The 13,633-nt window shown below is 72.0% G+C and carries 14 protein-coding genes; 4 read left to right on the forward strand and 10 right to left on the reverse strand.

Annotation, left to right across the window (positions count from 1 at the left end; translation table 11 throughout):
* Window positions 1-171 precede the first annotated feature (171 nt).
* On the forward strand, window positions 172-483 hold the full coding sequence (locus ABZX10_RS21435) for a hypothetical protein (RefSeq protein WP_355544849.1): 312 nt from the start codon (window positions 172-174) through the stop codon (window positions 481-483).
* Between the two features lie 90 nt (window positions 484-573).
* Window positions 574-1,104: an NPCBM/NEW2 domain-containing protein gene (locus ABZX10_RS21440; protein WP_355544852.1), complete on the forward strand. Its 531-nt coding sequence runs from the start codon at window positions 574-576 to the stop codon at window positions 1,102-1,104.
* A gap of 6 nt (window positions 1,105-1,110) precedes the next feature.
* Here the strand turns inward: ABZX10_RS21440 and ABZX10_RS21445 are convergent, their stop codons facing one another.
* Both ABZX10_RS21445 and glpX read right to left on the reverse strand, forming a co-directional pair.
* On the reverse strand, window positions 1,111-2,529 hold the full coding sequence (locus ABZX10_RS21445) for a class II fumarate hydratase (RefSeq protein ID WP_355544855.1): 1,419 nt from the start codon (window positions 2,527-2,529) through the stop codon (window positions 1,111-1,113).
* Between the two features lie 57 nt (window positions 2,530-2,586).
* Window positions 2,587-3,594, reverse strand: coding sequence for a class II fructose-bisphosphatase (gene glpX, locus ABZX10_RS21450; protein ID WP_355544858.1), 1,008 nt, complete (start codon window positions 3,592-3,594; stop codon window positions 2,587-2,589).
* Window positions 3,595-3,730: 136 nt separating this feature from the next.
* Between glpX and ABZX10_RS21455 the strand changes: the two genes are divergently transcribed.
* Entirely contained in the window at window positions 3,731-4,357 is a 627-nt protein-coding gene (locus ABZX10_RS21455; RefSeq protein WP_355544861.1) for a DUF4245 domain-containing protein, read from the forward strand.
* A 1-nt stretch (window position 4,358) separates the two neighbouring features.
* On the opposite strand, the gene ABZX10_RS21460 is transcribed toward ABZX10_RS21455, so the two are convergent.
* The 3 genes from ABZX10_RS21460 to ABZX10_RS21470 are packed head-to-tail and all read right to left on the reverse strand — an operon-like array spanning window position 4,359 to window position 6,518.
* Window positions 4,359-4,571, reverse strand: a complete 213-nt coding sequence (locus tag ABZX10_RS21460; protein WP_355544864.1) for an exodeoxyribonuclease VII small subunit — start codon at window positions 4,569-4,571, stop codon at window positions 4,359-4,361.
* Window positions 4,564-5,850, reverse strand: coding sequence for an exodeoxyribonuclease VII large subunit (xseA, locus tag ABZX10_RS21465; RefSeq protein ID WP_355544867.1), 1,287 nt, complete (start codon window positions 5,848-5,850; stop codon window positions 4,564-4,566). The genes ABZX10_RS21460 and xseA overlap by 8 nt, the downstream gene beginning before the upstream one ends.
* A complete protein-coding gene (locus tag ABZX10_RS21470) occupies window positions 5,847-6,518 on the reverse strand; it encodes a lipid droplet-associated protein (RefSeq protein ID WP_355544870.1) in 672 nt (223 codons plus the stop codon). The genes xseA and ABZX10_RS21470 overlap by 4 nt, the downstream gene beginning before the upstream one ends.
* A gap of 59 nt (window positions 6,519-6,577) precedes the next feature.
* Between ABZX10_RS21470 and ABZX10_RS21475 the strand changes: the two genes are divergently transcribed.
* The gene (locus ABZX10_RS21475; RefSeq protein WP_168547021.1) at window positions 6,578-7,528 is read left to right on the forward strand and encodes a 4-hydroxy-3-methylbut-2-enyl diphosphate reductase; all 951 of its coding nucleotides are present in this window, start codon (window positions 6,578-6,580) and stop codon (window positions 7,526-7,528) included.
* Between the two features lie 67 nt (window positions 7,529-7,595).
* On the opposite strand, the gene ABZX10_RS21480 is transcribed toward ABZX10_RS21475, so the two are convergent.
* From ABZX10_RS21480 to ABZX10_RS21500, 5 genes are read right to left on the reverse strand one after another with little or no spacing between them, the layout of a single operon-like run.
* Window positions 7,596-9,197: a DUF6542 domain-containing protein gene (locus tag ABZX10_RS21480; RefSeq protein WP_355544875.1), complete on the reverse strand. Its 1,602-nt coding sequence runs from the start codon at window positions 9,195-9,197 to the stop codon at window positions 7,596-7,598.
* Between the two features lie 16 nt (window positions 9,198-9,213).
* Window positions 9,214-10,299, reverse strand: a complete 1,086-nt coding sequence (locus tag ABZX10_RS21485) for a DNA recombination protein RmuC (protein ID WP_355544878.1) — start codon at window positions 10,297-10,299, stop codon at window positions 9,214-9,216.
* Between the two features lie 35 nt (window positions 10,300-10,334).
* Window positions 10,335-11,534: an AI-2E family transporter gene (locus ABZX10_RS21490; protein ID WP_355544881.1), complete on the reverse strand. Its 1,200-nt coding sequence runs from the start codon at window positions 11,532-11,534 to the stop codon at window positions 10,335-10,337.
* Entirely contained in the window at window positions 11,531-12,040 is a 510-nt protein-coding gene (locus ABZX10_RS21495; protein ID WP_355544884.1) for a methylated-DNA--[protein]-cysteine S-methyltransferase, read from the reverse strand. The genes ABZX10_RS21490 and ABZX10_RS21495 overlap by 4 nt, the downstream gene beginning before the upstream one ends.
* Window positions 12,037-13,506: an AlkA N-terminal domain-containing protein gene (locus ABZX10_RS21500; protein ID WP_355544887.1), complete on the reverse strand. Its 1,470-nt coding sequence runs from the start codon at window positions 13,504-13,506 to the stop codon at window positions 12,037-12,039. The genes ABZX10_RS21495 and ABZX10_RS21500 overlap by 4 nt, the downstream gene beginning before the upstream one ends.
* Window positions 13,507-13,633: the final 127 nt, after the last annotated feature.

A 13,633-nucleotide genomic window follows, 5' to 3' on the forward strand; every position in this document is an offset into this window, starting at 1 on the left:
ATCTACTACCCGAACTGAGCGCACCAGCGTCGGGCTCAGCGGCGCGGAGGGACCGGTGACCTGTGGAAACGCTGATCGTTGGCCGCCTGGGGCGACGTTCGTGCCGGCATCGCGCGCACATCGACCGCAACTGCACAACTACTACGCGCAGTAGTGGGTACTGTCGAAGCCATGACGAACATCATCGACCGGATCGGAACGGCGCCGATCGCTGCGGCGGGGCTCGTGGGCGGATACTACGTGGCGCGGGAGACGGGGATCCGTCCGCTGGGCGGCGTCGTGCTCGCGGCCGCCGGCGCCGCGGCCGCCCAGGGTTGGTACGCGAAGGGCGGTGCGGCCACTGCCGCCGCGCTGGGGGCGATCTACCTGGGCGGATTCGGTGCTTCGCATCCGTTGGCGAAGAAGATCGGCGCCTGGCCGTCGGTCCTGAGTGTGGCGGCGGTGGCCGGCGGTGCGTCGTACGCTCTCGTCGATCGTCTCTGACCGGGACCCGGGAGCGCACCGACGGGCTACGCTCGGACAGTGAGATTGAGAACAAGTTTCACTGCTGTTGCTTGTGCATCCGCACTGTTCGTGACGGGGTGCGGTGGGCAGGCCGCGTCGTCGTCGGGCGAGGCGGACCGGGTTGCGAACAACGGCCCGGCCGGCGGCGCAGCTGCGGTCTCCGCGGGGCACGGCAGCACGACGCCGACGGGCACGCCGCTCTACACCCGGTTGATCACGTCCAGCGCGGTCGGCGGGACGGGGCAGGCGCTGACCGCCATGCTCGCCGGCGCGACCTACCGGAGCGCCACCGGCGTCTGGGTCGGCTGCGAGGGTACCGCCGCGACCGCGGTGTACCGGCTGTCCGGCGACTTCGCGAAGCTCACCGGCCTCCTGGGACTACAGCCGCACACCCCGGCGGACCTGCAGGTCCGCGTGTCGATCGTCGTGGACGGCGGCACGCGGCTGTCCGTCGTGCTCACGCGCAACGGCCAGCCGCAGAGCATCTCGATACCGGTCGCGGACGCCCGGATCCTCACCGTGTCGGCGCTCGCCACCGTGGGGCAGTGCGCGCCCGCCGCGGCGCCCTACGGCGCGATCGGTGCCGCGTCACTCACCTGAGCGCGGTCACCGCTCGCGGTCGACGTTCGCCATGGCCAGCACATCCAGCCGCCGGTCCAGCTCCTCGAGTGACAGCTCGTCCCCGATCAGGCCCCGGTCGATCACCGTCTGGCGGATCGTCTTCCCCTCGCGCAGCGCCTGCTTCGCGACCGCGGCCGCCTCCTCGTAGCCGATGAGCGAGTTCAGCGGCGTCACGATCGACGGCGACGACTCGGCGAGCGTCCGGAGCCGGTCCTCGTGGGCGACGAGCCCGTCGATGCAGCGGTCCGCGAACAGCCGGGACACGTTCGCCAGCAGCGCGATCGACTCCAGCACGTTGCGGGCCATCATCGGGATGTAGACGTTGAGCTCGAAGGCGCCGTTGCCGCCGCCCCACGCCACCGCGGCGTCGTTGCCGATCACCTGCGCGGCCACCTGCGTGACCGCCTCCGGGAGCACCGGGTTCACCTTGCCGGGCATGATCGAGCTGCCGGGCTGCAGGTCGGGCAGGGCGATCTCGCCGAGCCCCGTCAGCGGCCCCGATCCCATCCAGCGCACGTCGTTGGCGATCTTGGTCAGCGAAATCGCGACGGTGCGCAGCGCCCCCGACAGCTCGACGAGCCCGTCGCGCGCGGCCTGCGCCTCGAAGTTGTCCTTGGCCAGCCGGATATCGTCGACGCCCGTCAGCGTGACCAGCTCTGCCACCACCAGCGAGCCGAATCGTTCCGGCGCGTTGAGCCCGGTGCCGACGGCGGTGCCGCCGATCGGGACCTCGCCGACGCGGGGGAGTGTGGCGCGCACGCGTTCGACGCCCGCCTCGACCTGCCGGGCGTAGCCGCCGAACTCCTGGCCCAGCGTCACGGGGACCGCGTCCATCAGGTGCGTGCGGCCGGACTTCACCACGGATCGCCATGCCGCGGACTTCGCCGCCAGCGACTCCTGCAGGTGCTCGAGCGCGGGGATCAGGGAGGTCACCGCCGCCTCGGTCGCGGCCACGTGCGTGGCCGTCGGGAAGGTGTCGTTGGAGGACTGCGACATGTTCACGTCGTCGTTCGGGTGCACCTGTACGCCGGCGCGGGCCGCGAGCGACGCGATGACCTCGTTGGCGTTCATATTGGAGCTGGTGCCCGAGCCGGTCTGGAACACGTCGATGGGGAACTGGTCGTCGTGCAGGCCGTCGGCGACCTCGCGCGCCGCGGCGATGATCGCGGCCGCCTTCTCCGTGGAGAGCAGCCCGAGGTCCTGATTCACCTGGGCCGCAGCAGCTTTGAGTAGGCCCATCGCCCGGATCTGTGCCCGCTCGAGCGGGCGGAAGCTGATCGGGAAGTTCTCGACGGCGCGCTGCGTCTGCGCGCGCCAGAGTGCGTCCACCGGCACCCGGACCTCGCCCATGGTGTCGTGCTCGATGCGGTACTCGGTCTCCGGGGTTTCAGCGGTATTAGCCATACCTCACAAAAGTACTCGGGCCCCGGAATCATTCCCAGGGCCCGAGGGGGAGATCACTCAGTCGAAGATCTGCGCGTAGGTCTTGAGCTTGGTCAGGCGGTGCGTCGCGTCCACGATCCGGACCGTGCCGGAGCGGCTGCGCATGACGATCGACTGCGTCGTGGCACCGTCGGCCCGGTACCGCACGCCCCGCAGCAGGTCGCCGTCGGTGACGCCGGTGGCGGCGAAGTAGACGTGCTCGCCCCGGACCAGGTCGGTGGTGGTGAGGACCTGGCTCGGGTCGATGCCCAGATCCGCGAGCCGCTGGTGCTCCGCGTCGTTCGACGGTGCCAGGGTCGCTTGGATCTCGCCGCCCATGCACCGCAGCGCCGCGGCGGCGATGATGCCCTCCGGGGTGCCGCCGATACCGACCAGGATGTCGGTCTTGGCCTCGGGGCGGGCGGCGGCGATGGCGCCGGCCACGTCACCGTCGGAGATGAGGCGCACGATCGCTCCGGTCGCGCGGATGTCGGCGATCAGCTGGTCGTGGCGGGGGCGGTCGAGCACCGTCAGCGTGACATCGGTGACCTTGATGCCCTTGGCCTTGGCCACCTTGGCGATGTTGTCGGCGATGGGAGCGTTGATGTCGATGACGCCGGCCGCCTCGGGACCGACGGCGATCTTGTTCATGTAGAACACGGCGGACGGGTCGTACATCGCGCCGCGTTCGGAGACGGCGAGCACGGCGATAGAGCCGGGCATGCCCTTGGCCATGAGGGTGGTGCCGTCGACGGGGTCGACGGCGACATCGGTGGACGGGCCGAAGCCGTTGCCGACCTCCTCACCGTTGTAGAGCATGGGGGCTTCGTCCTTCTCGCCCTCGCCGATCACGACCACGCCGCTCATCGAGACGGTGGAGACGAGCTGACGCATCGCGTCCACCGCAGCACCGTCGCCGGACTCCTTCTGGCCACGGCCCACCCAGCGGCCCGCGGCGAGTGCGCCGGCCTCGGTGACGCGCACCAGCTCCATGGCGAGGTTCCGGTCCGGGGCGATGGGATTCACGTCGGTGTTGCTGTCGGACATGGGTGATCCTCCATTGATCTCGGTGCGCGCGGCGGGCGCGGCGGGGCCTCGACGCAGATTCTTCCATGCCGGGCCCGGTCCGGGTTCGGCTATGCCGCCTCCGACGGTGCGCGAGGGTTTCGGGATACTGGACGGCGTGGCTGAGAAACCCCGCATCCTGCAGAGCCGTCGCGACCTCGTGTTCACGATGGTCCCGTTGCTGGTGCTGTGCCTGATCGTGTTGTTCGCGTCCGGCAACTTCAAGCTCGGTTTCGGCGCCGACCCGAAGGACGAGTCCGTCCCGGCCATCAATCCGCAGGGCGTGTACGAGGTCTCGGCGCAGACGCTGGGCTTCCCGGTCCGGATGCCGGGAGGGACGGGCGTCGCGTGCGGCGTGCCCGATGGCTGGAAGGCGACCGCCACCCGCGATGACGACGTGACCGGCGGCACGGTCTTCTCGGTCAACTACCTGACGCCCGAGAAGAACTCGCTGCAGCTCTCGCAGTCCGGATCGCCGGTCGAAGCGGTCGTCGCGTCCGTCTACGGCTCGAAGGCGAAGCCCTCGGGCACCATCCCCGTCGGGGATCGGACCTGGGACGTCTACGGCCCGAACGACAAGAAGCGCAGCGCCTGGGTGCTCCAGCTCGACGGTGCCGTGATCGTCGTCTTCGGCAGCGGCACGGTGCCGCGATTCACCGAGCTGGCGTCCGCCGTCCAGTCGCAGGCGCCGCTGCCGCGCACCGCGGGGCAGGCCCCCGCGGCACCGTCTGCCGGGCCGAAGTAGGTCACTGCGCGCCGTCCGCGATGGCCCTCTCGATCCGGGCCCGCGCGCCCGCGAGGTGCTCCTCGCAGCGCTTGGCCAACGCCTCTCCGCGCTCCCACAGTTGCAACGACTCGTCGAGGTCGATCCCGCCCTGTTCGAGCAGCTTCACCACGACGGTCAGCTCGTCGCGGGCCTGCTCGTAGCCGAGCTCGGCCACCGGTGTCTCGTCACTCATCGGTCTTTCCTCCCAGTCGTTCCACACCCATCACCGCCGCCTTGGCCGCACCGTCGGGCACCCGGACCCGCAGCTGCGAGCCGGGCGCGAGGTCGTCGATGCTGCGCACGACGGGATTCTCGCCGTCGGGCGTGATCTTCTGGACCACGGCGTAGCCGCGGGCCATGGTCGCTGCGGGGCCGAGCGTCGTCAGGCGCGCGGCCAGGTGCCGCACCCCGTCGGATTCCCGGTCGACGGTGCGCCGCACGTCCCGCCGGGCATTGCGCAGCAGGCGCTCGATCTCGGTGGCCCGGTCGTCGACGAGCCGCATCGGGTGCGCGAACACCGGCCGCGAGCGCAGCGCCTCGAGGGTGTGCGCCTCGCGCGATACCCAGCCCCGCAGGGCCGCGGCCGCGCGGGAACGCAGCTCGGCGATCCGCGCGAGTTCGGAGACCACGTCGGGTACGACGCGCTTCGCGGCGTCGGTGGGGGTCGCGGCGCGGACGTCGGCGGCGAAATCGCAGAGCGGGTTGTCGGGCTCGTGGCCGATCGCGGAGACGATCGGGGTCCGGGCCGCGTGCACGGCCCGGCAGAGGGCCTCGTCGGAGAAGGGCAGCAGGTCCTCCACGCTGCCGCCGCCCCGCGCCATGATGATCACATCGACCTCGGGGTCGGCGTCCAGCGCGCGCAGAGCCGTGACCAGCTGCGGGACCGCGGTCGGGCCCTGGACCGTGGCGTACTCGGCGCGGATCCGCACGTCGGGCCAGCGGCCCTCGGCGATCGACCGCACATCGCGCTCGGCCGCGCTGGCCCGCGCGGTCACCAGGCCGACGGTGCGCGGCAGGAAGGGCAACGGCCGCTTGAGGCGCGGGTCGAAGAGGCCCTCGGCGTGCAGCAGCTGCCGCAACCGCTCGATGCGGGCCAGGAGTTCGCCCACGCCGACCGCACGGATCTCCGTGATCCGCAGCGAGAGGCTGCCGCGGCCGGCCCAGTAGGTGAACTTGCCGCGCACGATCACCTGCGTGCCCTCGTTCAGGGGCACCTCGGACCGGTCCAGTACGGCCGGGAGGCAGGTGACCTGGAGCGAGACGTTCGCGGACGGATCGCGCAGAGTGAGGAACGCGGTGCCGCCGCCGCGGCGGTTGAGCTGCGTGATCTGGCCCTCCACCCAGACCTCGCCGAGCCGGTCGATCCACTGCCCGATCTTCATCGAGACCACACGGACGGGCCACGGGTGTTCGGCGGTCGACGGTCCGCCGGCGGAGGGACCGGCCGCCGCGCCGGTTCCGGGTGCGGTCACCGCGTGATGCGGTTCTCGAGCATCGTCAGGAAGGGCGCCCGGCCCTTGTGGTCGCGCTCGTACGCGACGAGCGACTCGACCTCGGCCGTGGTGAGGCCGGGCAGTCGGCCGCGCAGCTGCGCGAGCGTCAGGTCGGGGTAGTCGATGCGCTGGGCCGCGGCAGGCAGGTCGTCCGGCACCTGGGCGACGGTCGGGGTGCTCGATGGTGCCGGGGCGGGCGAGCTGTACAGGGCGTACCGTCCGGCGCCCGACGGTGCCTGCTCCGCCCCGGCGGGCTCCGTGCCGTGCTGATCGGCGGCGCGTGCCGGAGCTGCGACGGGCGCACCGTCGGGCTCCGCGGCGGGGGCCGCGGGCTCGGCGGCGGGGCGGACCTCGCCGTACGCGGCCCGGGGCGGGGTGGGCAGGTCCACGTCGACGTCCTCGTCGTCGTCGAAGGTCGCCCAGGCGGCCTGCTCCTCCTCCTTGGCGGGGAAGACGGTCTCGATCGCGCGGTCGCCGCGGACGGCCAGGTCGGCGAGGTCCTGCTGGACGGCGATGAAGGCCTGCGCGGACTTGCTTCCCAGCGTGAGCGGCGCGCTGACGGCGCCCGTCACGATCTCCTGGCCCTTCTCGGCGGCCAGCGACACGGCCCCGACGGCGACGCGGACCACGAACGGTAAACGGCTCATGTGTCCAGGGTGCCTCATCGCGGCCGCGGAGTCTCCGTCAGGTGCCGTAGCCTGGGGGCATGAGTTCTGGCAAGCGAGTCCTGCTGGCCGAGCCGCGCGGCTACTGCGCGGGCGTCGACCGTGCGGTGGAGACGGTCGAGAAGGCACTGGAGAAGCACGGCGCGCCCGTGTACGTGCGCAAGGAGATCGTGCACAACCGGCACGTCGTCGAGACGCTGCAGGACAAGGGCGTGATCTTCGTGGACGAGACCGACGAGGTGCCGGAGGGCTCCCTGCTGGTGTTCTCCGCGCACGGCGTCTCGCCCGCGGTGCACGAGGGCGCGGCGCAGCGCAGTCTGCGCACCATAGACGCGACGTGCCCGCTGGTCACGAAGGTGCACCAGGAGGCCAAGCGCTTCGCGCGCGACGATTACGACATCCTGCTGATCGGCCACGAGGGGCACGAGGAGGTCGAGGGAACGGCCGGTGAGGCGCCGCAGCACGTGCAACTGGTCGACGGTCCCGATGCGGTCGAGAAGGTCGTCGTCCGGGATGAGGAGAAGCTCGTCTGGCTCTCGCAGACCACGCTCTCGGTCGACGAGACGATGGAGACGGTGCGTCGCCTGCGGGAGAAGTTCCCCAAGCTGCAGGATCCGCCGAGCGACGACATCTGCTACGCCACGCAGAACCGTCAGGTCGCGGTGAAGGCGATGGCACCCGAGTGCGATCTGGTGATCGTCGTGGGCTCGCGGAACTCGTCGAACTCGGTGCGTCTGGTGGAGGTCGCGCTGCAGGCCGGCGCTCGCGCCGCGCACCTCATCGACTTCGCCCGCGAGATCGACCCGGCGTGGCTCGAGGGCGTGAACACCGTCGGCATCACGTCCGGCGCGTCGGTGCCGGAGATCCTGGTCAAGGGCGTGGTCGAGTACCTCGACGGGGAGGGTTTCGAGGACGTGCAGTCCGTCACCACTGCGAACGAGACGCTGGTCTTCGCGCTGCCGCGTGAGCTGCGCCCCCGCGCGAAGGCCTGACCGCCCACCACGACGAACGACGATGCCCCCGCCAGTGCGGGGGCATCGTCGTTGCGCGGTCGTGGCGTCAGTCCTTGTAGCGGTGCCTCCGGATCTGGCGCGGCTGCTCGGCGGGCTCGGCGAAGTCGTCACGGAAGTTCGTCTCCACGGCCGTGTCCTCGCTCTGGGGCCGGTAGCGAGGCGCCCGGTAGTGCTCGTAGCGCCCCGGGCTCGACGGTGTCTCGGCCCGCCGGGAGGGACGCTCGGCGTCGCGGGAGAGGCTCGGCAGGTCGGGCTGGGCGGAGCGATCACCGGAGAGGCGGGGGAGCGAGGCGAAATCGTCGCGGGGGATCCGGGGCCGCTCGCGCTCGGCCCGCGGGGCGACGGGCTCCGCGACGCCGCGGGCCCGGTCGATGTCGCGTGCCTCGCGTCGGTAGTCGCGGGAATCGGCACGGGCGGCGGTGCGGTGCGGGCCCGACGGTGCGTCCGGCGGAGCCACCTCGGGCGCACCGCGCCACCGGGGTTGCGGGTCGAGCGGCCGCCGCTCGCCGTCGCGGCGCAGCTCCCGCGAGTCGTGAGCGCCGGGCCGCGGGCGGTCGCCCTGGGCGACCGCCGGCCGGGGCCGAGCACCGCGCGGCATGTCCGGACGGATGTCGTCGATGGGGCGTCGGATCGGCGCGGGCCGCCGGGTCGGCGCGGAGTCGGGACGTACGACGCGGTTGATCTGGGTGGCCGGTGCGCCCGCGTCGCGGGCGGCGATCTCCTCGCGCCGGGTGCGCTCGCGGCGCGGATCCTCGCGGCGGGTGTTCTCGCGGCGGGGATCGTCGCGCCGCAGGTCGTCGCGCCGGGCGGCGGAACTGCGGCCACGTGCCGCCGCCGACTCAGTGGCCGCGGTCCCCGGGCGCTCACGGCGCTCCGCCCGGTCCCGGACGGCACGACTGGACCGGTGCGACGAGCCGCTCTGATGGCGCTCGGACCGCGCCGCGCCCTCGGCGACGAGTGCCGCACCGCCCGCCGCTGCCACCGAGCCCGCCACTGCGGGGGCGGCGGCCGGGCCGGGACGCATGCGGGTGAACGCGGCACGGAGTCGTTCGCCGAGGGCAGGGCCGGAGGATTCGGCCCGCTTCTTCGCGGCACCGGACTTCGAGGTGGTGCCGGACTTCGCCGCGGCGCCGCCGGTCTTGGCGGTCGACGACGTCTGCTTCGCGCCGGACTTCGCACCGCTCGTCGAACCGGCCCGCTGCACGCTGCGTGCGGTAGCGGTGAGCCGCCGGTACAGCATGAACCGGGCGCCGCCGATCGCGATCACGACCACCGAGATCCAGAACATCCACGGGAAGAGTGAGATGAGTGGGAAGAGCACATCCGTGAGGATCTTGCTGGTGCTGCGGGGGCTGGGGAGGGAGAACCACTTGTACACCGGGATCGCGGCGGCGATCACCAGCGGTGGTTGCACGATCGCGGTGAACAGCGCGCGATGACGCACGGCGAGCACGGCGACGATCGCACCGACCGCCATCGCGAGGACACCGGCGTTGCTCCCCGTGTACTCGCCCGCCGCGACGGCACCGACTCCGGTGAACACCAGCAGGGTCAGGACAGCACCCCACCAGGGCAGGCCGGGGACGGTCGCGAGCACGGACCGCTCGTCGACCGGCACCTGCGAGCGGGACGGTTGGAACTTCGACACAGGTGAACCGTACCGGTTAAGGCTGTGAGAACCGAGAATCCGACCCGGTGGGGACGGCTCGCGGCGTGAGCGTGAGCTCCAGTGGCTCCTCGCGCGCACCGTCCGGCATGGACGCCAGATCGGACAGCCGCCGCGCCGTGACGCCGACGCGAGCGTTGTACGACCCGACGGTGGCGTTGAACGCCTCGACCGTTCTGCCCAGGGCGGACCCGAGCGTGGAGAAGTGACTGTTCAACACGTCGAATCGCTCGTTCAGCTCCCGACCGAGTGCTTGGATCCGTCCGGCGTCCTCGCCGAGCGCGTGCTGGCGCCAGGCGAGCGCGACCGCCCGGAGCATCGCGACCAGCGTGGTGGGTGTGGCGAGCACCACATTCCGATCGAGGGCGAACTCCAAGAGGTCGGGGTCGGCCTGCAGTGCCGCGTCGAGGAAGGCCTCCGCCGGCACGAACATCACCACGAGCTCCGGGGAGCCGACCGCTTCCCAGTACCGCTTGCCCGCCAGCTGCACCACATGGGAGCGGAACCGGCGAGCGTGGTCGGACAGGAGGGCCGCGTGCTCCGACGGCGGCGCCTCGAGCAGCTGGAGGTACGCGTCGAGCGGCACCTTCGCGTCCACCGCCAGATTCCGGCCGCCGGCCAGGTGCACCACGAGATCCGGCCGGACGCGGGACTCGCCCACGGCGGCCCCGTACTGCGTGGAGAAGTCGCAGTGCCTGCTGAGCCCCGCCAGCTCGACGACCCGCTCGAGCTGGAGCTCACCCCACCGGCCGCGCACGGTGGACGACTTCATCGCCGAGCGCAGGGTCGCGGTCTCGGCGCGCAGCGCCTCGCTCGTGCGGGCGACGGTGCCGATCTGCTCGCGCAGCCCGGCGAACGCGGCGACCCGGCTGCGCTCGGCGACGGCGAACTCGTGCCCCAGCGCGTCGAGGGTCTGCCGCAGCGGCGCCAACAGCGCGTTGACCGGCCCGGCGACGGCGTCCGGGCCGGGGGCGGCACCGTCGGGCGACGTGGGCCGGACGGGCACGACCCTGGCGAGGATCACCCCGGCGGCGACGCCGACCACCAGCGCCAGCAGCGCGACGATCAGGTGCGAGAGGTCCATGCCGACAGCATGGACGAACCCCCTGACAGGTTTCGTCAGGCGGCGTCGGCGGGCGCCCCGTCGGCGGGCTCGGGTGCGGGTTTGCGCCGGAGCCGGTCCCAGAGACTCGGCTTGGCCGGCTCATCGTCGGGGGGAGGCGTCTCACCGGTCTTCTCGTCGACCAGTTCGCCGAGGTAGCGGAACAGCACCGCGATGGCGGCCGCGACCGGGACCGCCAGGAACGCGCCGATGATGCCGAACTGCGTGCTGCCGAAGGCGATCGCGAGCAGCACGATCGCGGGGTGCAACTGCATCGAGCGGGACTGCAGGATCGGCGAGAGCACGTTGCCCTCGAGCTGCTGGACCGCGATGACCACGGCCAACACGGCCAGCGCGGTGCCGAAGCCGTTGGTGACGAGCGCGACGATGACGGCGAGCGCGCCCGCGACGAACGCACCGACGATCGGAACGAAGCCGCCGAGGAAGGTGATCACCGCGAGCGCGCCGGCGAGCGGCACCTGCAGGATCACCAGGCCGAGGCCGATGAACAGGGCGTCGATGAAGCTCACCAGCGCCTGCGTGCGGATGAAGCCGCCCAGGGTGGTCCAGATGCGGCTGAGCAGTTCGGCGAAGTGCTCCGAGACGGGCGTGCCGGAGTGGCGCCGCAGCCACGGCATGAACTTGTCGCCGTCCTTGAGGAAGAAGAAGGTCAGCATCGCGACCATGACGATCGCCACCACGAAGGAGCCGGCGGCGCTGACGCCCGTGAAGACGCCCGACGCGATGGTCTCGGCGCTCTCCTGCAGCTTCTTGGTGATCGACGTGACGAACTTGCTGATCTGCTCGTCCTGCAGGTTCAGCGGCGGGCCCTGCGCCCACTTCTGCACCTTGCCGACGCCCTCGACGGCGCGGTCGGCGATCTCCTTGGACTGGCCGCCGATGGACGGCGCGATGGCTCCGATGACGCCGCCGAGGAGCCCCAGGGAGAGCAGCAGGACGAGCGCGGTGGCGAGCGCGGGCGGCAGGCCCTTGCCGCGCAGCCAGCGCACGGGCGGCCACAGCACGGTGCACAGCAGGATCGCCAGCAGCACGGGCAGCAGGATCGTCCAGAACTCGGCGATGATCCAGGTCAGCACGTACAACATCGCCGCGATCGCGATGAGCCGCAGGCTCCACAGCGCCAGCCAGGTGCCCGCGGCCCCGTACACCTCACCGCGTGTCCGCGTGGTCGGCGGATTCGTCGTCTCTTCGCTCACGACGAGATCGTATGTGCCTCGTGCGACAACAGCCACTCCTTGACGGCGAGTCCCCACCGGAAGCCGCCGAGGGAGCCGTCCAGGCGCAGGACCCGATGGCAGGGCACGAACAGCGCGGCGGCGTTGCGGGCGCAGGCCATCGCCGCGGCCCGCACAGCCGCGGGCCGCCCGGACAGATCGGCGTACTCCGTGTAGGTCACGGGCCTTCCGGGTTCGACGGTGCGCAGTACGTCCCAGGCGTGCTCGACGAACGCGCCGGAGCGCTGGCGGACGACGATGTCATCGATCGCGGTCACCTCGCCGGCGTGGAAGGCCGCGACGGCGCGCGTGACCGCGCCGAGGTCGGCGCGCTCGTCGACGGCGGTGGGCCGCAGCGCGGAGTGGATCACCGGCAGGAGGGCGGACAGGTCGGCGGTCCAGCCGGAGGCGAGCACGGCACCGTCGGCGTCGACGACGGCGGTGAACGGCCCGATGGGGGTCGCGGCGGTCGTGCTGTATGCGGTCACGGGGTGATCCTCCGGTCGGTGGTGAGGGCGTGGTTCCACAGGTGCAGCGAGACGTAGCTGCCCCAGGGGCTCCAGCGATTCGTGGTGATGTCGAGCTCGAGGTACTTCGCGCCCTTGGCGACGACGAGATCGGACGCGAGCAGCGTGTCGGGGTCGGCGAGCAGGCGCATCGCGACGTAGTCGGCGGTCCACGGGCCGACCCCCGTGAGCCGGAGCAGTTCCGTGCGGGCCTCGGCGCGGGTCATACCGGGGTGCAGTCGGAGTCGTCCGTCGGCGAGTTGCGCGGCGACGCCGAGGACTGCGGCGATCCGCGCTCTCGGTCCGGTGAGCACCTCGCCCCCGCGTTCGGCGACGACCGCCGGGGTGGGGAAGGCCCGCGTGACCCGGCCCGCGGGGTCGTCCACCTCCGCGCCCAGCGCGTCGACCAGCCGCGCCTGATGGGTGGCCGCCGCGGCGATGGAGATCTGCTGCCCGATCATGGTGCGCAGCAGCAGTTCCGCCGGGTCCACGCAGCCGAACAACCGGATGCCCGGCGTCGCTGCGACAAGGGGCGCGAGTCGTGGATCGGCGCCCAGCGCCTCGTCCACGGCCAGCGGATCCGCGTCCAGGTCGAGCAGGTGGCGCAGCCGGGCGACCGCCGCGCCGAGGTCGCTCATCGTGGCGAGCGACAGGGTGGCACGGACGTACCCGTCTGCCGCGGTACTCAGGTCGACGGTGGCGATCCCGTTGCCGCCCGGCAGGTTCAGGACGCGGGTGTAGCGGTCACCGTCGGCGTGCTCGAGGCCCGCGACGGCGTGCGCGGTGAGGAACCACCGCACCCACCCGGTGGCGTAGGGTCCGCGCAGCGCGAGACGGAGGGTCAGTTCGCCGGTGGCGCCGGCGCGGTCGGGGCTCCGCCGGGCGCGCAGTTCAGAAGGTGTGCGGGCGAAGACCTCGCGCACGGTGTCGTTGAACTGCCGGATGGAGGTGAAGCCCGCGGCGTAGGCGATGTCCGAGAAGGGCATCGAGGTGCTCGTGATGAGGATCCGGGCCGTGGTGGCGCGGTGGGCGCGGGCCAGGGCGAGGGGACCGGCGCCGAGCTCCGCGGTGAGCACGCGGGTGAGCTGCCGCGCGCTGTACCCGAGCCGTTCCGCGAGGCCGGGGACCCCGTCGCGGTCGACGACGCCGTCGGCGATGAGGCGCATGGCCCGCGCCGCGAGGTCGGATTCGAGGTTCCACCGGGGCGAGCCGGGCACGGCGTCGGGGAGGCACCGTCGGCACGCCCGGTACCCGGCGGCCTGGGCGGCGGCGGCCGTGAGGTGGAAGCTCACGTTCTGGGGCTTCGGGGTCGTGGCGGGGCAGGACGGCCGGCAGTAGATGCCGGTAGTAGCGACGGCGGTGTAGAACTGCCCGTCGAACCGTGCGTCCCGGCCGGCGATCGCCCGGTAGCAGCGGTCGAAGTCGAGGAGGGCTGATCCGTTGGTCACGTCCTCGACTCTCGCACCGCCGGGCTGATCGTGCTAGTGGCGCGTGGCTGAAGTCTTCTTCCGGTCGATCTTGGCGAGGATGTCCTCCGCGGTTTTGACCCACACGAACGGATGTGAGCGTGGGTTC

This window comes from Tsukamurella sp. NPDC003166 (assembly GCF_040611135.1).
GTDB lineage: Bacteria > Actinomycetota > Actinomycetes > Mycobacteriales > Mycobacteriaceae > Tsukamurella.

Excerpts from the sequence above, each read along its gene's own strand:
- ABZX10_RS21435 (WP_355544849.1), top strand. The coding sequence starts at position 172 with ATGACGAACATCATCGACCGGATCGGAACGGCGCCGATCGCTGCGGCG.
- ABZX10_RS21445 (WP_355544855.1), bottom strand. The coding sequence starts at position 2,529 with ATGGCTAATACCGCTGAAACCCCGGAGACCGAGTACCGCATCGAGCAC.
- glpX (WP_355544858.1), bottom strand. The coding sequence starts at position 3,594 with ATGTCCGACAGCAACACCGACGTGAATCCCATCGCCCCGGACCGGAAC.
- ABZX10_RS21460 (WP_355544864.1), bottom strand. The coding sequence starts at position 4,571 with ATGAGTGACGAGACACCGGTGGCCGAGCTCGGCTACGAGCAGGCCCGC.
- ABZX10_RS21470 (WP_355544870.1), bottom strand. The coding sequence starts at position 6,518 with ATGAGCCGTTTACCGTTCGTGGTCCGCGTCGCCGTCGGGGCCGTGTCG.
- ABZX10_RS21475 (WP_168547021.1), top strand. The coding sequence starts at position 6,578 with ATGAGTTCTGGCAAGCGAGTCCTGCTGGCCGAGCCGCGCGGCTACTGC.
- ABZX10_RS21485 (WP_355544878.1), bottom strand. The coding sequence starts at position 10,299 with ATGGACCTCTCGCACCTGATCGTCGCGCTGCTGGCGCTGGTGGTCGGC.